General features: G+C 74.8%; 21 protein-coding genes. 11 read left to right on the top strand and 10 right to left on the bottom strand.

Translation table 11 applies throughout. The annotated features are described in order from the left end of the window. Window positions 1–32: 32 nt before the first annotated feature. A complete protein-coding gene (locus tag ACR80Q_RS13200) occupies window positions 33–626 on the top strand; it encodes a GDSL-type esterase/lipase family protein (RefSeq protein WP_435378089.1) in 594 nt (197 codons plus the stop codon). Between the two features lie 10 nt (window positions 627–636). Further along, the gene (locus ACR80Q_RS13195) at window positions 637–1,611 is read left to right on the top strand and encodes a zinc-binding dehydrogenase (RefSeq protein ID WP_435378088.1); all 975 of its coding nucleotides are present in this window, start codon (window positions 637–639) and stop codon (window positions 1,609–1,611) included. A gap of 2 nt (window positions 1,612–1,613) precedes the next feature. On the opposite strand, the gene ACR80Q_RS13190 is transcribed toward ACR80Q_RS13195, so the two are convergent. Next, on the bottom strand, window positions 1,614–2,000 hold the full coding sequence (locus tag ACR80Q_RS13190; protein WP_435378087.1) for a S24 family peptidase: 387 nt from the start codon (window positions 1,998–2,000) through the stop codon (window positions 1,614–1,616). 74 nt (window positions 2,001–2,074) lie between these two features. Between ACR80Q_RS13190 and sodN the strand changes: the two genes are divergently transcribed. The 3 genes from sodN (at window position 2,075) to ACR80Q_RS13175 (ending at window position 3,940) form a co-directional block, all read left to right on the top strand. Then, window positions 2,075–2,473 (top strand): superoxide dismutase, Ni, encoded by a 399-nt coding sequence (sodN, locus tag ACR80Q_RS13185; protein WP_435378086.1) that lies wholly within the window; start codon window positions 2,075–2,077, stop codon window positions 2,471–2,473. Window positions 2,474–2,555: 82 nt separating this feature from the next. Beyond that, entirely contained in the window at window positions 2,556–3,389 is an 834-nt protein-coding gene (locus ACR80Q_RS13180) for a hypothetical protein (protein WP_435378085.1), read from the top strand. Then, the gene (locus ACR80Q_RS13175) at window positions 3,386–3,940 is read left to right on the top strand and encodes a GNAT family N-acetyltransferase (protein WP_435378084.1); all 555 of its coding nucleotides are present in this window, start codon (window positions 3,386–3,388) and stop codon (window positions 3,938–3,940) included. The genes ACR80Q_RS13180 and ACR80Q_RS13175 overlap by 4 nt, the downstream gene beginning before the upstream one ends. On the opposite strand, the gene ACR80Q_RS13170 is transcribed toward ACR80Q_RS13175, so the two are convergent. The 4 genes from ACR80Q_RS13170 to ACR80Q_RS13155 form a co-directional block, all read right to left on the bottom strand. Beyond that, complete coding sequence (locus tag ACR80Q_RS13170) at window positions 3,937–5,025, bottom strand: type IV pilus twitching motility protein PilT (RefSeq protein ID WP_435378083.1); 1,089 nt, start codon at window positions 5,023–5,025, stop codon at window positions 3,937–3,939. The genes ACR80Q_RS13175 and ACR80Q_RS13170 overlap by 4 nt on opposite strands. An 80-nt stretch (window positions 5,026–5,105) precedes the next feature. Next, the gene (locus ACR80Q_RS13165) at window positions 5,106–7,874 is read right to left on the bottom strand and encodes a M48 family metalloprotease (RefSeq protein WP_435378082.1); all 2,769 of its coding nucleotides are present in this window, start codon (window positions 7,872–7,874) and stop codon (window positions 5,106–5,108) included. Window positions 7,875–7,880: 6 nt separating this feature from the next. Next, the gene (locus ACR80Q_RS13160; protein ID WP_435378081.1) at window positions 7,881–8,393 is read right to left on the bottom strand and encodes a hypothetical protein; all 513 of its coding nucleotides are present in this window, start codon (window positions 8,391–8,393) and stop codon (window positions 7,881–7,883) included. A 55-nt stretch (window positions 8,394–8,448) separates the two neighbouring features. Further along, the gene (locus tag ACR80Q_RS13155) at window positions 8,449–8,661 is read right to left on the bottom strand and encodes a biotin/lipoyl-binding carrier protein (RefSeq protein WP_435378080.1); all 213 of its coding nucleotides are present in this window, start codon (window positions 8,659–8,661) and stop codon (window positions 8,449–8,451) included. 70 nt (window positions 8,662–8,731) lie between these two features. Between ACR80Q_RS13155 and ACR80Q_RS13150 the strand changes: the two genes are divergently transcribed. Further along, entirely contained in the window at window positions 8,732–8,806 is a 75-nt protein-coding gene (locus ACR80Q_RS13150) for a 50S ribosomal protein bL37 (RefSeq protein ID WP_377002503.1), read from the top strand. Window positions 8,807–8,902: 96 nt separating this feature from the next. Here ACR80Q_RS13150 and rsrA read toward each other — a convergent pair whose 3' ends face one another. From rsrA to ACR80Q_RS13135, 3 genes are all read right to left on the bottom strand, one after another. Then, window positions 8,903–9,169: a mycothiol system anti-sigma-R factor gene (gene rsrA / locus ACR80Q_RS13145; protein WP_435378079.1), complete on the bottom strand. Its 267-nt coding sequence runs from the start codon at window positions 9,167–9,169 to the stop codon at window positions 8,903–8,905. Further along, on the bottom strand, window positions 9,166–9,888 hold the full coding sequence (locus ACR80Q_RS13140) for a sigma-70 family RNA polymerase sigma factor (RefSeq protein WP_435378078.1): 723 nt from the start codon (window positions 9,886–9,888) through the stop codon (window positions 9,166–9,168). The genes rsrA and ACR80Q_RS13140 overlap by 4 nt, the downstream gene beginning before the upstream one ends. 78 nt (window positions 9,889–9,966) lie before the next feature. Next, window positions 9,967–10,794, bottom strand: coding sequence for an SOS response-associated peptidase (locus ACR80Q_RS13135; RefSeq protein ID WP_435378077.1), 828 nt, complete (start codon window positions 10,792–10,794; stop codon window positions 9,967–9,969). Between the two features lie 108 nt (window positions 10,795–10,902). On the opposite strand from ACR80Q_RS13135, the gene ACR80Q_RS13130 reads away from it, so the two are divergent. From ACR80Q_RS13130 to rsgA, 3 genes are read left to right on the top strand one after another with little or no spacing between them, the layout of a single operon-like run. Continuing rightward, window positions 10,903–11,490 (top strand): DoxX family membrane protein, encoded by a 588-nt coding sequence (locus tag ACR80Q_RS13130; protein ID WP_435378076.1) that lies wholly within the window; start codon window positions 10,903–10,905, stop codon window positions 11,488–11,490. 15 nt (window positions 11,491–11,505) lie between these two features. Then, window positions 11,506–12,837 (top strand): 3-phosphoshikimate 1-carboxyvinyltransferase, encoded by a 1,332-nt coding sequence (gene aroA / locus ACR80Q_RS13125; RefSeq protein WP_435378075.1) that lies wholly within the window; start codon window positions 11,506–11,508, stop codon window positions 12,835–12,837. After that, window positions 12,838–13,896 carry a ribosome small subunit-dependent GTPase A gene (gene rsgA, locus ACR80Q_RS13120; protein WP_435378074.1) on the top strand — a complete coding sequence of 353 codons (1,059 nt, stop codon included), beginning with the start codon at window positions 12,838–12,840 and terminating at the stop codon, window positions 13,894–13,896. A gap of 19 nt (window positions 13,897–13,915) precedes the next feature. Here rsgA and ACR80Q_RS13115 read toward each other — a convergent pair whose 3' ends face one another. Continuing rightward, window positions 13,916–14,275 (bottom strand): DUF2087 domain-containing protein, encoded by a 360-nt coding sequence (locus ACR80Q_RS13115; protein ID WP_435378073.1) that lies wholly within the window; start codon window positions 14,273–14,275, stop codon window positions 13,916–13,918. A gap of 70 nt (window positions 14,276–14,345) precedes the next feature. Between ACR80Q_RS13115 and hisN the strand changes: the two genes are divergently transcribed. Then, window positions 14,346–15,140 (top strand): histidinol-phosphatase, encoded by a 795-nt coding sequence (hisN, locus tag ACR80Q_RS13110; RefSeq protein WP_435378072.1) that lies wholly within the window; start codon window positions 14,346–14,348, stop codon window positions 15,138–15,140. 109 nt (window positions 15,141–15,249) lie between these two features. On the opposite strand, the gene ACR80Q_RS13105 is transcribed toward hisN, so the two are convergent. Continuing rightward, entirely contained in the window at window positions 15,250–16,098 is an 849-nt protein-coding gene (locus ACR80Q_RS13105; RefSeq protein WP_435378071.1) for a hypothetical protein, read from the bottom strand. A gap of 110 nt (window positions 16,099–16,208) precedes the next feature. Here ACR80Q_RS13105 and ACR80Q_RS13100 point away from each other — a divergent pair, with 110 nt between their 5' ends. Further along, window positions 16,209–17,957 (top strand): carbon starvation CstA family protein, encoded by a 1,749-nt coding sequence (locus ACR80Q_RS13100; protein ID WP_435378070.1) that lies wholly within the window; start codon window positions 16,209–16,211, stop codon window positions 17,955–17,957. The last annotated feature ends 4 nt before the right edge of the window (window positions 17,958–17,961 follow it).

Raw genomic sequence — 17,961 nt, 5'->3', positions numbered from 1 at the left:
AGGGCGCGGCCGGGAGCGACGTCCGCACGGACGTGGCCGTCTGCGTCCTGGGGGACGACCTGGTCGCCGGTCGGGGGGACCCCCGGGCCCTGGGCTGGGTGGGACGGGTGGTGGCCCGCACCCCCTCGGACCGTCACCGGGTCACCGCCTACCCGCTGGCGGTGCCCGGGCAGACGACCGGCGACCTGGTCGGGCGCTGGGAGCAGGAGACCGCTCCCCGCCTCGGCGTCGCCGGGCGCCTGGTGGTCGGCCTGGGCATCGGGGACCTGCGGGACGGCACGTCGACCGCCCGCAGCCGGCTGAACCTGGCCAACGTCCTGGACGCGGCGGCGGGCCGGTCGATCCCCACCTTCGTCGTGGGCCCCCCGCCGGTGCTGCCCGACGGTCCGGACGCCGCGCACGTGGCCACGGTCGCGTCGCTGTCGGAGGCCTTCGCCGAGGTCTGCGAGCGGCGGCGGGTCACCTACGTCGACACGTCCTCTGCGCTGGCGCAGCACGAGGAGTGGTTCGCGGACCTGCGGGCCTGCGACGGTCGCGTCCCGGGGCAGGTCGGGTACGGCCTGCTGGCCTACCTCGTGCTGCACGGCGGCTGGCCGCAGTGGTGGTCCACGACACCGAACTGGTAGACCGCTGCCCATGGTTGCCGTCGTCGTCTCCCGTCCCTCGCCCGAGGACCCGCTGTCCGCGCTGGAGGTCCGCGACTCCGTCCCGGAGCCCACGACCGCGCCACCCGCGGACTGGGTGCCCGTCACCGTCCGGGCGGCCTCGATCAACCACCACGACGTGTGGAGCCTGCGCGGGGTGGGCCTGCCGGCGGAGCGGATGCCGATGGTGCTGGGGTGCGACGCCGCCGGGGTCGACCCGGACGGCAACGAGGTCGTCGTCCACGCCGTGCTGTCCGACCCGGCCTGGAACGGCGACGAGACCCTGGACCCCCGCCGCTCCCTGCTGAGCGAGCGCTACCCGGGCACGTTCACCGACACCGTCCTGGTGCCGCGCCGCAACCTGGTGCCCAAGCCGTCCGAGCTGTCGTTCACCGACGCCGCGTGCCTGCCCACCGCGTGGTTGACCGCCTACCGGATGCTGTTCACGCAGTCGGGGCTGAAGCCGGGCGACACGGTCCTGGTGCAGGGGGCCGGGGGCGGGGTGGCGACGGCGCTGATCGCCCTGGGCCGCGCCGGCGGGTTCCGGGTCTGGGTGACCAGCCGCGACGACGAGCGCCGGGACCGCGCGCTCCAGCAGGGCGCCCACGCCGCCTTCGAGACCGGGGCCCGGCTGCCGGAGCGGGTGGACGCCGTCATGGAGACCGTCGGCGAGGCCACCTGGGGCCACTCGCTGCGCGCGCTGCGGCCCGGGGGGACCGTGGTCGTGTCCGGCGCCACCACGGGCGCGGCCCCCTCGGCGGAGCTCCAGCGGGTGTTCTTCCTCGGGCTGCGGGTGATCGGCTCGACCATGGGCACCCGTGACGAGCTCGAACGGCTGCTGCGGCTGTGCGCCACCACCGGGGTCCGGCCGGTGGTGGACAGCGTGCTGTCGATGACCGACGCCCACGACGGCTTCGAGCGGCTCGTGGACGGCGAGGTGGTGGGCAAGGTCGTGCTCGTGCCCTGAGATCAGCGTCGGCGCGGCCGACCGGGACGGGGCCACAGCCTCGCCCGGACCACACCGCGCACGTCACCGTCGGGCACCGCGCCGAACAGCCAGGAGTCGGTGCCGGTCGTGGCGCTGTCCCGCTCCAGCCACCAGCCGTCGGGCTCGCGCCGCACGGCGCGCTTGACGCCCTCGCCGCGCCCGCCCGGCAGGTCCGCCACCACCAGGTCACCCGGCCTCGGTCGGGCCGCCGCCCGCACCAGGAGGACGTCGCCCGGGGACAGGGTGGGCCGCATCGACTCCCCCACCACCCGCACCAGGCGCCAGCCCCCCGAACCGCCCCGGCCCTCGCCGTCGCGGCCGTCGCGGGCGTCGCGGCCGTCGTCGTGGAAGGGCGAGGGCGGTGTCACGGTTGTAGTGTCGCAACCCTCCGACGAGGGCGACCCGCCCCCCGGAGAACACGTTCTCGAAAGGATACGAACTCATGATCGGTTTCCGGATCACCGAGGTCGCGGCCCACTGCGACCTGCCCTGCGGCGTGTACGACCCGGCGCAGGCGCGCATCGAGGCCGAGTCGGTCAAGGGCTGCATCACCAAGTTCCACGGCTCGGACGACGCGGAGTTCAAGCAGCGCGCGATCCAGATCAAGGAGGAGCGGGCCGACCTGGTCAAGCACCACCTCTGGGTGCTGTGGACCGACTACTTCAAGCCCCCGCACTTCGAGAAGTACCCCCAGCTGCACCAGCTGTTCAACGAGACCACCAAGCTCGCCGGCGCCGGCGGCGTCAAGGGCTCGACCGACGTCGCGGTGGCCGACCAGCTGCTCGGCAAGATCGACGAGATCGCCGAGATCTTCTGGGAGACCAAGAAGGCCGCGGCCTGACCCGTGCTCCCCTGACCTACCCTGGTCGACGCCGCTCCCCGTCCGGGGGGCGGCGTCGTCGTCGTCCGAGAGACTGGTGCCGATGAGCTACGACATCCTGTTCGTGCCCCGCAGGCCGGACCAGGCCTGGCAGGACGCCCTGGACGCGGCCGAGGGCACCGACGTGCTGACCGTCGCGATCGGCCCCGAGCGCCGCGAGCAGTGGGACCGGATCGTCGCGTCGCTGCGCCGGCGCCTCGGCGAGGTCGAGGAGTCCGTGGCCGACGACACGCTCGAGGCCACGCACGTGGCTTCGGGGCTGCAGGTGAGCCTGTACCCCGACGAGGCCGCGCTCACGTTCCCCTACTGGGAGCGTCCGGACGTGGCCGCGTTCCACGACCAGGTCGTGGACGTCGTCGGCCTGGTGGAGTCCGAGACCGGCCTGTCCGCCTGGGACGCCCAGTCCGACGCCCCGTTCGACGGCACCATCCACGACGAGGCCGGGGTGTCGACGTCGGTGCGGCTCACGCAGTCCGGCGGCACCGTCCCCGGACCGGTTCCGACCGGCCTGGACAGCACCGTGCCGGACGTCCCACCGGACCCGCTGCCGGACCGGACGACCGGGTCGGCCGCACCGGGTCCGTCCGGGTCGTCGGCACCGTCTGGTCCGGCTGGTCCGTCTGGTCCGTCGGGTCCGTCCGCGGCCCCGGTGGACGCCGGGTCCGCGCCCTCGGTCCCGCCGTCCCCGACCGCGGAGCGCCGGCGAGCCGTGCGCTACGTGGTGCTGGGCCTCATCATCATCGGCTTCGCCCTGCTCCTGCGCGCGCAGGGGCAGAGCTCCACGCTCAGCGGGCTCGCCCTGGCCATCGGCGTCGCCGACATCGCCATCGGTCTGCTCATGTGGCGCTCCTACCAGCGCCGCGAGCAGCAGCGGTGAGCGGCCCGGCCGTCGCGGACCGCCCGGTGACCGGCAGCGGGGTGACGGTGCGCGTGGTCGACCCGACCGACACCGACCTGGTCCAGGCCTGCGGCGCCCTGGTGGCCGACGTCTACGGCGGCGAGGAGCTGCTGGAGGACGAGGACGGGTACCTGCCCGTGCTGCGCGAGGCCGGGCCCCGGGCCCGGGAGGCGGTGCTGCTCGCCGCCGCCCTGGACGCCGACCTGCTCGGCACCGCCACCTACGCCCGCGCCGGCAGCCCGTGGGCCGAGCTGGCCCGCCCCGGCGAGGCCGAGATGCGGATGCTGGCGGTGTCCGCCGACGCGCGCGGCCGTGGCGTGGGCCGCCTGCTGACCCTCGCCTGCCTGGACCTGGCCCGGCAGGAGGGCTGCACCCGCTTCGTGCTGTCCAGCGGGCCCCGGATGACGAACGCGCACCGGATGTACGAGGCCATGGGGTTCGTGCGGACGCCGGAGCGCGACTGGTCGCCGGTGCCCACCGTCGACCTGGTGACCTACGCCCTGCCCCTGCAGGAGCAGACCGCCGGCTAGGCCACCAGGCCCAGCCGGCGCAGCTCGACCTGCAGGTCGTGCGGGTTGCTGGAGGCGTGCCGGGCGTCCTCGAGGGTGATGACGCCGTCCCGGATCAGCGTGACGAGGTGCTGGTCGAAGGTCTGCATCCCGTAGTAGCCGCCCTCCTTGATCAGGTCGCCGATGGTGTTGGTCTTGTCGGCGTCGCCGATGGCGTCGGCCATCCGGCCGGTGTTGACGGCCACCTCCATGACCACGCAGCGGCCCTGCCCGTCGGCCCTCGGCACCAGCCGCTGGCAGATGATGCCCCGCAGCGCGCCGGCCAGGGCGAGACGGACCTGCTTCTGCTCGTGCGGCGGGAAGAAGTCGATGACCCGGTTGACGGTCTCCTGCGCGTCCGTGGTGTGCAGGGTGGACATGACGAAGTGACCGGTCTCGGAGGCGGCCAGGGCGGCCTTGACGGTCTCGTGGTCCCGCATCTCGCCGACCAGGATGACGTCGGGGTCCTGACGCATCGCCCCGCGCAGCGCGCTGGCGAAGTCGACCGTGTCGAGGCGGACCTCGCGCTGGTTGATCATGGCGAGGTTGTCGGAGTGGATCACCTCGATCGGGTCCTCGATGGTCATGATGTGGACCTCGCGGTTGGAGTTGATGTGGTCGATCATCCCGGCCAGCGTGGTCGTCTTCCCGGAGCCGGTCGGACCGGTCACCAGCACGAGGCCCCGCGGCTCCAGCGCCAGCTGGGCGATGACCGCGGGCAGACCCAGGTCGGTCAGCGGGATCGCGCCGACGGACACCCGACGGAACACCAGGCCCGCGGAGCCGCGCTGGCGGAACGCGTTGACGCGGAACCGCCCCACGCCGGGCACCGAGTAGGCGAAGTCGGCCTCGTTCTTCGTGGCGAACTCGGCGAGCAGGTCCTCCCGCAGCACCTCGGCCACCATGTGCTCGGTGTCCTCGGGGCGCAGCTCGGGCGCCTGCACCTTGCGCAGGCTGCCGTCGATCCGGATCCGGGGCGGCGACCCGACCTTGCAGTGCAGGTCGGAGCCGCGCAGCTCGACCAGGGCACGCAGGTACGGCACGACGCTCTGACGCTCATCAGTCACCCCATCGTCATCGGCAGCCGACCCGGCGGCCTTGACCGCCGACGTCCCAGCTCACCGGCCCCATCCCGCCACCGCACCGCTCACCCCGTCCACTCGACGCCGGACAGCAGCAGCTCCAGCTCCTGCTGCCCGGTGCCGGTCATCGACGCCGGGGCCCCCACCACCCTCAGCCGGTAGGGCCCGGACGGGGTCAGCACCTCGTAGGACCGCTCGACCAGGGGACCCTCCTGCCGCTCCCCCACCAGCCGGCTCGGCAGCCCGCCGACCAGGGGACCGTCCCGACCACGACCCGCCTGGCCGTCCTCCCCGCCCGCGGCCCCGCCCGGCCCCAGCGGTCCGAGCTCGACCCGGAGCCGCTGGTTGATGGTCACGAAGGTCGGCGAGGCCCCCTCCTGCGCGCCCGCCCGGGACTGCCACGGCGGGGGCACCGTGACGACGTAGCCCGGTCCGGCGACCACCTGGACCTCGGTGGCGGCCACGAAGCCCGTCGCCGCCACCCCCGGCACCGCCACCAGCAGCAGCCCCAGCAGCCCCACCACGACGACACGACGAGAGCCGGGGCGGGGTCGGGCGGGACCCTGGGCGTCCGACGGGGCAGCCGTGAGGCCGCGGAGCGTCCCCAGGGCCGCGACGCCCAGCAGCACCCACAGGCAGGAGTAGGCCAGCGGCTGCACCAGCACCAGGCCCAGCGTCTCCGGCGCCGGGGGGCTGCAGTCACGAGGACCCGCACGAGGGAGCAGGCCGCAGCCGGCCGCCCACTGCGCGAGCAGCACCCCGGCCCCGCCGGCGAGCACGGCCGCCGGGGCACCCAGCAGACCCAGCGCCCACCAGCGCGACGGCAGGAGCAGCACGACCGCGCCGGAGCCGACCACCGCCGCCGCGGCCAGGACCGCCACCGTGCCGACGCCCAGCACCAGCGCGTAGTCGTCGCTGCGCCAGGTGTCCTCCTCCAGCAGGACCGCCCCGGCGAGGCGCAGGACGACGTGCCAGCCCGCCGCCGCGAGGCCGACGACCGCTGCCACGGACAGCGCCGGGACCAGCACGGGGACCGGGTCGGGCGACAACCGCGCGGGAGGCCCCCGCCAGGCCCAGCCTGCCGCCGCCTGCTCGACCGCCCGCGGCCCCGCCGCCGCCGCGGCCGCCAGGGGCCCGTGCCCGTCACGTCGCGACCGGGCGAGCCGAACCGCCGTCACGAGCAGCGCGGGCACCAGCAGCGCCGCCGCGACGAGGCCGACCAGGAGGCCGTCGTCGCCGAACCAGGCGGGCAGCACGGCGAGCAGCCCCACGCCGGTCACCGCCAGCAGCGGTTCGCCCGAGGCCAGCGTGAGCAGCGAGACGTGGCCGTAGGCCAGCAGCGCCGCGACGGCCACCGACACCGCGCCGACCTGGGTCAGCAGCAGCGGGACGGGCGTCGGGGCGTCGAGGGCGGAGCGGACGGCGAGCCGACCCACGTCGACCGCGTACCGGCAGAGCAGTCCGACCACGACCGCCACCCCGGCCCCCCACACCACGTAGCCCACGGCACCGACGGGACCCTGGACCACGGCGCCGGCGGCGGCCTCGAACGACAGCAGGGGCCCCAGGGCCAGGCCCAGCCCGGCCCCCACGGCCAGCGGGCCGGCAACACGGCCCCGGGTCCCGCGGACGGTGTCGCGCAGACCGGTGCGCCACGCCGCGACGCACAGCACCACCGCGAGCAGCGGCGCGACCAGCAGCGCCGGCAGCCACAGCGCCAGGGCGGACGGCAGCAGCAGGACGACCACCGACTCCAGCGACTCGAACGAGCTGCCGGTGACGATGCCGGCCGCGAGGGCGATGGGTGCCTCGGTCCTCAGCAGGCCGTCGGGGTCGCGCAGCAGCCGGCGACGCTCCTGCGGCGCGGGGTGGCGCCGCAGGGCCCGGCGGTGCCGGGGGGCCTCCCGGGGGTCGGCGGCCTGGGCCAGGGCGAGCACCCGGTCGAGGTCCCCGGCCGACCCCCACCCGGCCGCCCGGGCGTCCGCGTAGGCCTCGCGGGCGCGCAGGACGGCGTTGCGCAGCAGCAGCACCAGCACGCTCAGCACCAGCGTCCGCCAGCCGAGCCGGAGCACGTAGGCCAGGTCGGAGACCGCCAGGACGGCCACCACCGGCACCAGCGCGAGCCCGACGAACGCCCACCACACCGACACCGTGTAGTAGGCCCACGGCACGTCCCGGTTGGCCAGGTGGGCCAGCTCGTGACGCAGCACCGCCCGGAACGCGGCCGGGTCGGTCACCTGCAGGACGACGAGCCCCCCGGTCACGCCCAGCCGCGGGTGCCGCGAGGTGCCGAACACGAACCCCTGCACGGCGGGGTTCGACACGTCCACCAGCACCGTGGGCAGCCGCCGCAGCCCGACGCGCCGGGCCTCCTGCTCCACCGCGGCGTGCAGGGACGCGCCGTCCACCTCGTCGAGGCGGACCAGGTGGGCCCGCCGGGTCCGCCACAGCGGCAGCAACCGGTACAGCCCGTACGCCGCCGCCAGCACCATCGTCGTACCGACCAGCGAGGACAGCGCCTGCTCCCGCGACACCCCGGAGCGGCACGCCGTCTGCTCGGCCAGCACCAGCGCCGTGTCCGTGGCGGAGCCCGCCGCCAGCTCCCCGGCCTCCAGCCCGCACCGGGCGACGACGTCCAGGAAGGTGTCCCCGCGCAGCGTGAACCACAGCGCGGTGTACAGGTACAGCGTCGCGGAGACGACCGCGGCGAGCAGGAGCAGGAACCGGACCGAGGTGTCGGAGGGCAGCGCCCGGGGGTCGATCACCGCCGAGGTGCGCCACGGCCCCGCGGGGTCGGCGACGGCGGCCGGCCCGGCCGGCCCCGGCGGACCCACGCGTGCCTACACCCGGGTGGCGATGGAGGCCACGAGGGCGTCGGCCAGCCGCTGGGCCCGCTCCGGCGGGAGCTGCATCCGTCGGGCCTCCTCCTCGGCGACCTGGCGCAGCAGGCCCAGCTGGGCGGGGTCCAGGCGCTCGGGCTCCCCCGACGGCGTCTGACCCGCGGCCTCCCCGACCGTCCGGGCCCCGGTGGGTGAGCCGGTCCCGGTCGCCTCGCGTCGGCGGTGCAGGCGCCGGGCGACGGCCTCGGCCAGGGCGTCGCCGACCCGGTCGGTCAGCGACGTCAGGACCCGTCGCACCAGGTCGAGGGCGAACGGCCCGACCAGGGTGACCGCGGCCTCGATCCCGAACCCCAGCGGCTCGTCCGAGCGCCCCCGGGCGGACAGCGCACGGTCCGGGTCGGCGAAGTAGGAGTCCGCGGTGGCCCGGAACAGCGGCAGCTCGGCCGGGGAGACGTCGGCGAGCAGGTCCCTGGCCAGCGCCTCGACGGTGGCACGGTCGGGTCCCTGCGCCACTCCGACCACCTCCGGTCACCCCAGCCAGGACCAGATCGTAGGCCGGGCCCGCGGGTCAGTCCAGGACGACCAGCAGGTCCCCCTCCTGCACGACGTCGCCTGCCTCCACGGCCACCCGGGAGACCCGGCCCCCGTGCTCCGGCAGGACGGGGATCTCCATCTTCATCGACTCCAGCAGCACGAGCTCGGTCGCCGGGTTGACGACGTCCCCCACGGCCACGTTGACGACGAGGACGTTGGCCACCATCTCGGCGCGCACTTCTTCCATGGGACCATCGTGCCGGACCGGGACCCGTCGACAGGACGAGGGACCGTGCGGACACGAGAGGAGGCCCCGTATGAGCAAGCGTGCTCGTAAGCGTCGCGCCCGCAAGAAGAACGGCGCGAACCACGGCAAGAAGCCCAACGCCTGAGTCCGGGCGCAGACAGCGAGGGGCCGGCACCGTCACGGTGCCGGCCCCTCGCTGCGTCGTGGTCCCCCCGGGCGTGCCTGGGGGCGTGCGGTGGCCCTAGGCCTCGTTGGCCTGCTGACGGGCCTCGTCGAGGCGGCCCAGGATGCGCTCCCGCAGCCCGCCCGGCGCCCGGTCGTGGCACGAGCGCGACACCAGCGCCTTGACCGCCCGCTCGATGTCCGCCTGGTCCAGGCAGGGGGCGCACTCCTCGAGGTGGACGGAGATCTTGTGCTTGACGTCGGGGGTCAGCTCGCCGTCGATGAACTCGTACAGCTTGTCGATGGCGTCGACGCAGTCGGTCTCGTGGGGGTTGCCGCAGCTCATCGGGTCACCTCCACGTTCTCCGGGTCCGCAGGAGCGTCGGTCGCCGGGCGGATGAAGCCCCGCTCCAGCGCGTAGTCGGTGAGCAGCTCGCGCAGCTGCCGACGCCCGCGGTGCAGCCGCGACATCACCGTCCCGATGGGCGTACCCATGATCTCGGCGATCTCCTTGTACGCGAAGCCCTCGACGTCGGCGTAGTAGACCGCCATCCGGAAGTCCTCGGGGATGGACTGGAGGGCCTGCTTGACGTCGGAGTCCGGGAGCGCGTCCAGGGCCTCCACCTCGGCCGAGCGCAGGCCGGAGGAGGTGTGCGACTCCGCCCGGGCCAGCTGCCAGTCGGCGATCTCGTCCGCCTGCTGCTGCTGCGGCTGCCGCTGCTTCTTGCGGTAGGAGTTGATGTACGCGTTGGTCAGGATCCGGTACAGCCAGGCCTTGAGGTTCGTGCCCGGGCGGTACTGGTGGAAGGCGGCGAACGCCTTCGCGAAGGCCTCCTGGACCAGGTCCTCGGCGTCGGTCGGGTTGCGGGTCATCCGCAGCGCCGCGCTGTACAGCTGGTCGACGTACTGCAGCGCATCGGTCTCGAAGCGGACGCGGCGCTCGTCGGCGGTCTCCTCGGGAGCCCGGTCGGTGTCGGAGTCCATGGTCGGCCAGGCTATCGGCCGAACCGGGATACCGGCGCGCCGGGGGCCGTCGTCCACCCCGCTCCTCGACTTCTCCATCATCACCTCCGGGGCAACAGTGACCCCGGTGAGGCTGTTCCCACCGGTGGCCCCAGGGCTCCGCCCGGGGGCGCGGCGGACCTAGCCGAACAGCTGTCCCGTCATCGGGTCCACGACGCCCACCAGGTCGGAGTCCTCGGGCCGGGCCATCAGGGCCGGGCTGTCGTTGCGCACGTTGCCCACCGCGGTCTGCACGGGCACCGCGGCGAAGCGGCCTTCGGGGACCTCGGCCGCGAGCGCCAGGGCGTCGACGGCACTCACGTCCCGGTCCACCCATGCGGCCCAGTGCCCTGCGGGCAGCACGACCGGCATCCGGTCGTGGACCGCCCGCAGCCCGGGCTCCGCGTCCGTGGTCAGCACCGTGACGGTGCCCAGCCACGCCGCGGGGTCCTCGTCGTCCGCGACGTCGGGGTCGCGCCACCACGAGTACAGCCCGGCCAGGCCGGTCAGCCCGCCGTCGAGCGGCGACATGAAGAACGGCTGCTTGCGGGCCTTGCCGGTGCCGCTGCGCTCCGGCGGGACCACCTGCCACTCGAACCAGCCGTCGGCCGGCAGCAGGCAGCGGCGGGAGCCGACCAGCCGTCGGTAGGCCGGCTTCTCGGTGACGGTCTCGACGCGCGCGTTGATCATCCGGTTGCCGACCGTGGGGTCCTTGGCCCAGGACGGCACCAGCCCCCACCTCATCGCGCGCAGCCGGGCGGGCGGGGCCGCCGCGTCGCCACCGGCCCCCGGTTCCCGGTCCGCGCGGGGCGCCATCACCGCGGCGACCTGCTGGGTCGGGGCGACGTTGTACGACGGCGCGAGCGCCTGGCGGTCGGCCTCGGACGGGGGTGCCACGGGCAGGCCCGAGGCGATCACCTCCTCGACGAGGTCGTCGGGGTTCCTGCTCGCCGCGTACCGCCCGCACATGCTCGACAGCCTGGCACGACCCACCGACGACCCACCGGCACGGGGCCGGCGGCGCGCCCGTCCGCGCGACACGTCGCGTCACCCGGCCACGACGGGCAGGATGGGCGCATGTTCCGACGGATCGCACGCCCTCTTCTCGCCGCCGTGTTCGTCAACTCCGGGGTCGACGCCCTGCGCAACCCGGAGCCACGGGCCAAGCTGGCCGCCGGCATGGTCCACGCCGCGGCCGAGCGCTTCGGCACCCCGGACGACCCGCTGCTCGCGGCCCGGCTCAACGCCGGCGTCATGGTCGGCGGCGGCCTGGGTCTGGCCTCCGGGCTCGCGCCGCGGCTGTCCGCGCTCGCCCTGGCCGGCTCGCTGGTCCCGACCACGCTGGCCGGGCACGCCTTCTGGGAGTACCCGAAGGAGGAGCGGGCGGCGCAGCGCGTCCAGTTCACCAAGAACCTGGGGCTGCTGGCGGGTCTGCTGCTGACCATCGACACCCCGTACGCCGCGGAGCGCGCCGCCCGCAAGACCCGCAAGGCGGTCGAGGCGGAGCACGCGGCCGAGGAGCGGGAGCGTTCCAGCAAGCAGCTGCGCAAGCAGGCCAAGAAGGACGCCAAGGAGGCCGCGAAGGCCGAGGCGCACGCCCTCAAGGTGCAGGCCAAGGCCGAGAAGGCCCGGACCAGGCTCGAGCGCGAGCGGGACGAGGACTAGGACCGGCCCACCCGGATGACGTCTGAAGTCCCCGGCGCGACCGACGGCTGGGCCGCGCCGACCCCGGGCCGGCCCGTGGACGCCACGGTCCGCCTGCCCGGGTCCAAGTCCCTGACCAACCGCTACCTCGTGCTGGCGGCGCTGGCCGACGAGCCGTCCCGGCTGCGTGCCCCGCTGCGCTCCCGGGACACCCTGCTCATGGCGCAGGCCCTGCGGCAGCTGGGCGCCGTGGTCGTCGACGGACCGGCGCCCGACGGTGAGGTGCCGGACTGGCTGGTCACGCCCATCCCCCGACCCGACCCCCGCCGCGCTCCCACGACGCAGGACCCGGTCGACATCGACTGCGGCCTGGCCGGCACCGTGATGCGGTTCCTGCCGGCCGTGGTGGCCGTCAGCGGTCGGTCGGCCCGGCTGTTCGGCGACCCGCGGCTGCACGAACGGCCCATCGCCCCGCTGCTGCAGGCGTTGCGCGACGCCGGCGCGGACATCGAGGACACCGACGGGTTCTTCCCGGTGACCATCCGGGCGACCGCGCCACCCCGGGGCGGCGAGGTGAGCCTCGACGCCGGCGCCTCCAGCCAGTTCCTGTCCGGGTTGCTGCTGGCCGGGGCCCGGATGACGGACGGCCTGACCGTGCGCCACGTCGGTGACACGGTCCCCTCCCGTCCCCACATCGCGATGACGGTCGAGAACCTGCGCGACGTCGGGGTCGTCGTCGACGACTCGGTCGACCTGCTCTGGCGGGTGGAACCGGGCCCGGTGGGCGGCCTGGACGTGGACGTCGAGCCCGACCTGTCCAACGCGGGACCGTTCCTGGCGGCCGCGCTGGCCACGGGCGGGCGGGTCCGGGTGCCGGGCTGGCCGCAGCAGACCACGCAGGCCGGTGACTCGTTGCGCGACATCCTCGACGCCATGGGCGCCGACGTCCGGCTCGACCGCGACATGCTGACGGTCACGCACGACGGCGACGTCTACGGCGTGGACCTGGACCTGGGCGACTCCGGCGAGATCGCCCCCACCGTCGCGGGTCTCGCGGCGCTGGCGACCTCGCCCAGCCGGTTGCGGGGCATCGGTCACCTGCGGGGTCACGAGACCGACCGGCTCGAGGCGCTGGCCGCCGAGATCCGCGGCCTGGGCGGTGAGGTCGACGTCCTGCCCGACGGGCTGCGCATCACCCCCCGGCCCCTGCACGGCGGGCGCTGGCACAGCTACGCCGACCACCGGATGGCCACGACGGGCGCCGTGATCGGGCTCCGGGTCCCCGGTGTCGTCGTCGAGGACGTCGCGACGACCGCGAAGACCCTGCCCGACTTCACCGGCCTGTGGTCGGCGATGGTCGGCGGCTGAGTGCCCGTCCGTCGCCGCAGCACGGCGTCCTGGGACGAGTCCGACGCGCGGGCCCGCCCACCGCGTCGCGGCACCCGCCCCCGCACCAAGGAGCGGCCGACCCACACCGACGCGGTGCTGGGCTGGGTCACCACCATCGACCGCGGCCGCTACACCTGCCTGGTCCCTGCGCCCGCGCACGGCGACCCCGCCGACCCCGACGCCGTGGTCATCACGGCCGTGCGGGCCCGCGAGATCAAGCCCAAGGGCATCGCCGTCGGCGACGTGGTCGGGCTGGTGGGCGACGTCTCCGGCACCACGGACTCCTTGGCCCGCCTGGTCAGGGTCACGGAGCGGACCTCGGCGCTGCGCCGCAGCGCCGACGACACCGACCCCGTCGAGCGCGTCGTCGTGGCCAACGCCGACCAGGTCTGCCTCGTGGTGGCCGCGGCGGACCCCGAGCCCAACCCCCGGCTCATCGACCGGGCCCTGGTGGCGGCCTGGGACGCGGGCATCGACCCGCTGCTGGTCATCACCAAGACCGACCTCGCGGACCCGTCGCAGCTGCTGGCCGCCTACGCCGACCTGGGTCTCACGTCGGTGTCGGTGACCTCGCAGGGCTGGCGCGGCCTGGACGCCGTCCGCGACGCGCTCGCCGGCCGGGTGACCGCGATCATCGGCCCCTCCGGCGTGGGCAAGTCGACCCTGGTCAACGAGCTGTCCCCGGGAGCCCGGCGGGCCACCAGCCACGTCTCGGACACCACGGGCAAGGGGCGGCACACGTCGACCGCGTCGGTGCTGCTCCCGCTGGCCGCGGGCGGGTGGGTCATCGACACCCCCGGCATCCGGTCCTTCGGGCTGGCCCACGTCCAGGCCGAGACCCTCCTCGGCGGGTTCACTGAGCTGACCGGCGGGACCGAGGACTGCCCGCGCGGCTGCACCCACGACGAGGACGAGTGCGGTCTGCAGGGCTGGGTCGACGCCGGCCACGCCTCGGGGGAACGACTCGACAGCTTCCGGCGGCTGCTGCGCGCGGTGCGCGGCGAGCTCGAGCCCGGCGAGCGCGAGCGGAGCGACTGAACGCCGCTGCCGCCCCGGCTCAGCCCTGCAGCGCGACGCTGCCGCCCGTGCGCCAGTAGACCCCGGCCTCACGGGCCAGGAACAGGTTCTCCACCAGGTAGCGCCGCAGCGCCGCGACGTCGTCGTGGAAGGCGCGCAACCGGTTGTTGACCTCCGTCTCGGCGTACCGCTCGCCCGGGACGAACTCCTGGGCGAGCAGGTCGAGGACGACCAGCCGCTTGGTGTGCTTGGCCGGGATGCGGACGAGGCGGCCGTCGGCGTCCAGGAACGCCCGCAGGACCTGCTCCCGCTCCGCGTCACCCAGCCGGGACGCCCACCGCGCCGGCTGGGCGTCGGGGTCGGTCCGGTCGGTGCCCCTGCGGGTGCTGCCGTCGCTCACCGGTCCAGGGTAGGTCCGCCGCCCGCTCGTCCCCCGCCGCGCACCCCGGCCCCGGCCCTACCCTCGCCCCATGACGGACACCTGGGACGACGACCTGCGCCTGGCCCTGTCCATCGCCGACCAGGTGGACGCCCTCACCATGCAGCGCTTCGGGGACGCGGACCTGCAGGTGCGCACCAAGCCCGACCTGACCCCCGTCACCGAGGCCGACACCGACGCCGAGCGGGCGGTCCGGTCGATGCTGCAGCGGACCCGTCCCCGGGACATGGTCATCGGCGAGGAGATGGAGCCCACCGGCCACGGCCGCCGGCAGTGGGTGGTCGACCCCATCGACGGCACCAAGAACTTCGTCCGCGGGGTGCCGGTGTGGGCGACCCTGATCGCGCTGGTCGACGACCGGACCCCCGTCGTCGGCGTCGTGTCGGCCCCGGCGCTGGGCCGGCGCTGGTGGGCGGCCGCGGGCACGGGTGCCTACACCGGGCGCAGCCTGGCCTCGGCGCGCCGGCTGGAGGTGTCCGCCGTGGACCACCTGGCCGACGCGTCGCTGTCGTACTCGTCGCTGTCCGGCTGGGAGGAGCGCGGTCTCCTGCCCGGCTTCCTCGACCTGACCCGGCGCTGCTGGCGCACCCGGGCCTACGGCGACTTCTGGTCCTACATGATGCTGGCCGAGGGCGCGGTCGACCTGGCCTGCGAGCCGGAGCTGGCCCTGCACGACATGGCCGCCCTGGTGCCGATCGTCGCCGAGGCCGGTGGCCGGTTCACCGCCCTGGACGGCACCGACGGCCCGTGGGGCGCCGACGCGGTGGCCACCAACGGCGCCCTGCACGAGGAGACGCTGGCGGTGCTCCACGGCCGCCACGGCTGACCGGTCGGCGCGGGCTGCCCTCCGCGGGGCGTGCCTCGGTCCTGACGCGCGCCTCGGTCCTGGCGGGTTGCCTCGGTCCTGACGCGCGCCTCGGTGCTGACGGGTTGCCTCAGGCCAGGCCGGCGGCGCGCAGGCCGTCGATGCAGGCGCGGCGCAGCGCCCGCAGCCTCGACCAGCGCTCCAGCAGACCGGGCGGGCCCGGCAGCGGCGGCAGGCCCGGCAGCGGCGGCTCGTCGGGCACGAACCGGCCGGCCGCCACCCGTCCCGGGACCAGCAGCTGCACCGTGCGCTCGAGGTCGTCGGCGGCGTCGTGACTCACCAGCAGCGCGGCCCCGTCCGCCGGGACCTCCCCGACGGGTCGCCCCTCGGACGTGGTCACCACGACCTGCGGCGACGTCCCCGGCCGGGCGACGACCAGCAGCGGGTGGCTGCGGGCGCCGGGCCGTGGCGGCATCGGCAGCAGGGCGTCGGCCTCGACGCGCAGCAGCAGCCGCGGGACGTACCACCAGTGCTCGCGCCTCAGGATGACGGAGTCGGCGAGCGCCCGGCTGGGCGGGTGCTTGGCCAGGTGCTGGTCCAGGAGCCCGTCGACGAACCGCGCGCCGTCCGGGTCGGCCTCGAGGACCACGCGACCGACGAGCAGGACCCCGGCCCCGGCATCGGGCCCGCCCCGCCCGGGCAGGGCCAGCGCCACCTGGCCCGCGGCGGCGACGGCCAGGGCCAGCTCCCGCTCGGCGTGGCTGAGCGCCAGGACGACGACGCCGCCCTCCAGCAGCGGCGTGAGCACCGCGGCCCGGGGAGACCCGTCCGGGGCGACCCAGCACAGCTCGCCCCGCCCGCTCGCCCGCACGGCGGCGCGGACCGCGTCGACGCCGGGACCCGACGGCGGGTCGGTCGCGGTTGCTTCGGTCGCGTCCGGGTCACCCGCGTCCGGGTCGCCCGCGTCCGGGCTGGTCACGGCCGCACGGTGACACGGCCAGGGCTGTCAGTTGTTTGGTGCATCCGGGTCACGACACTAGCCTGACCGACGCACCGGACACCGTTGTCCGGACCTGTCGAGGAGGCCCTGTGCCCGCCATCTACGTCGCCCTCGTGGTGCTCGCGCTGTTCGCCGTCGCCTACCTGACGTACTCGAAGTACCTGGCGACCAAGGTCTTCGCCCTCGACGACTCCCGGCCCACCCCGGCCCACACCATGACCGACGGCGTCGACTTCGTGCCGACGAACAAGCACGTGCTCTTCGGCCACCACTTCACCTCGGTGGCCGGGGCGGCCCCGATCGTCGGCCCGGCCATCGCGGTGTTCTGGGGCTGGGGCCCCGCGCTGGCGTGGATCGTCATCGGCACCATCTTCGCCGCCGGGGTCCACGACTTCGGCGCCCTCGTGGTGTCCGTGCGTCACCGCGCGAAGAACATCGGCACGCTGGCCGGCGAGGTCATCAGCCGCCGCGGCCGGACGCTGTTCCTGGTCATCATCTTCTTCCTGCTGACCCTGGTGAACGCCGTGTTCGCCGTCGTCATCGGCAACCTGCTGACGGCCAACCCCGGCGCGGTGATCCCGATCTTCGTCGAGATCCCCCTGGCCATCGGCATCGGGCAGTACATCTACCGCAAGAGGACCGCGGCGCTCGTCCCGTCCGTCCTGGGCGTCATCGGGCTCTACCTGCTGATCCTCGTCGGGCAGGCCTACCCGGTCGACATCACGCCGATCGCCGAGGCGCTCGGCATGGAGCAGACCCGCAACCTGTGGGTCGTCATCATGTTCGTCTACACGTTCATCGCCTCGCGGATCCCGGTGTGGATGCTGCTGCAGCCCCGGGACTACATCAACTCCCACCAGCTGTTCATCGCGCTCTTCGTCATCCTCGTCGGCATCGCGGTCGGCTGGAACCAGATCGTCGCCCCGTTCGTCAACGACGTCCCCGAGGGCTCCCCCAGCGTCGTCCCGTTCCTGTTCATCACCATCGCCTGCGGCGCGATCTCCGGCTTCCACAGCCTGGTGTCCTCAGGCACGACGTCCAAGCAGCTGGACAAGGAGTCCGACGCCCGCCACGTCGGCTACCTCGGCGCCCTCGGCGAGGGGAGCCTGGCCCTGGGCTCGGTCCTCGCGGTCACGGCCGGGGTCGTGGCGACCCAGGTGGAGTGGCAGGAGCTGTACCCGGACTTCGCCACCGCGTCGGGCGGGGCCACGGGCAACTTCGTCAACGGCATCGCGGTGTTCGCCAACAACCTGGGCATCCCGCTGGACCTGGCCGTCATCTTCGGCGCGGTCGTCGTCATCTCGTTCGCGGCCACCACGATGGACACCGGGGTCCGGCTGCAGCGCTACGTCGTCCAGGAGATCGCCGAGCTGGCCGGGTTCCGGGTGGTGGCCCGCAACCTGACGGTCGCCGGCCTCATCGCCGTGGGCGTGCCGCTGTTCCTGGCGCTGCTGCCCGGCGGGGGCGACGCGGGCTACACCTTCGGCGTCCTGTGGCAGCTGTTCGGCACGACCAACCAGCTGACTGCCGGCCTGGCCCTGACGGTCATCGCGATGTGGGTCCTGCGGCGCGGCCGCAACCCGCTGGCGGTGCTGGTGCCGCTGGCGTTCGTGCTGGTCATGACCATGTGGGCCCTGGTGGTCAACCTCCGCAACTTCGTCGCCGCCGGGGAGTGGGTGCTGGCCGGGCTCGACGCGGTCATCGCCGTGCTGGCGCTGTGGCTGGTCGTCGAGGCGGCCGCGGCCATCCGGGGCGCGCTGGAGGACCGGCGTCGCGGCACCGACGACGAGCGGGTCGAGGTGCCGGACACGCTCGGCACCGGCGACCGGCGCCCGTGACCAC

The sequence above is a fragment of the Aquipuribacter aurantiacus genome (genome assembly GCF_051216895.1).
Classification (GTDB): domain Bacteria; phylum Actinomycetota; class Actinomycetes; order Actinomycetales; family JBBAYJ01; genus Aquipuribacter.
This window is presented reverse-complemented; position numbering and strand designations above follow the sequence as displayed.

Coding starts and splice junctions, on each gene's coding strand:
- ACR80Q_RS13195 (WP_435378088.1), top strand. CDS start 637: ATGGTTGCCGTCGTCGTCTCCCGTCCCTCGCCCGAGGACCCGCTGTCC.
- sodN (WP_435378086.1), top strand. CDS start 2,075: ATGATCGGTTTCCGGATCACCGAGGTCGCGGCCCACTGCGACCTGCCC.
- ACR80Q_RS13180 (WP_435378085.1), top strand. CDS start 2,556: ATGAGCTACGACATCCTGTTCGTGCCCCGCAGGCCGGACCAGGCCTGG.
- ACR80Q_RS13155 (WP_435378080.1), bottom strand. CDS start 8,661: ATGGAAGAAGTGCGCGCCGAGATGGTGGCCAACGTCCTCGTCGTCAAC.
- rsrA (WP_435378079.1), bottom strand. CDS start 9,169: ATGAGCTGCGGCAACCCCCACGAGACCGACTGCGTCGACGCCATCGAC.
- ACR80Q_RS13140 (WP_435378078.1), bottom strand. CDS start 9,888: ATGATGGAGAAGTCGAGGAGCGGGGTGGACGACGGCCCCCGGCGCGCC.
- ACR80Q_RS13135 (WP_435378077.1), bottom strand. CDS start 10,794: ATGTGCGGGCGGTACGCGGCGAGCAGGAACCCCGACGACCTCGTCGAG.
- ACR80Q_RS13130 (WP_435378076.1), top strand. CDS start 10,903: ATGTTCCGACGGATCGCACGCCCTCTTCTCGCCGCCGTGTTCGTCAAC.
- aroA (WP_435378075.1), top strand. CDS start 11,506: ATGACGTCTGAAGTCCCCGGCGCGACCGACGGCTGGGCCGCGCCGACC.
- hisN (WP_435378072.1), top strand. CDS start 14,346: ATGACGGACACCTGGGACGACGACCTGCGCCTGGCCCTGTCCATCGCC.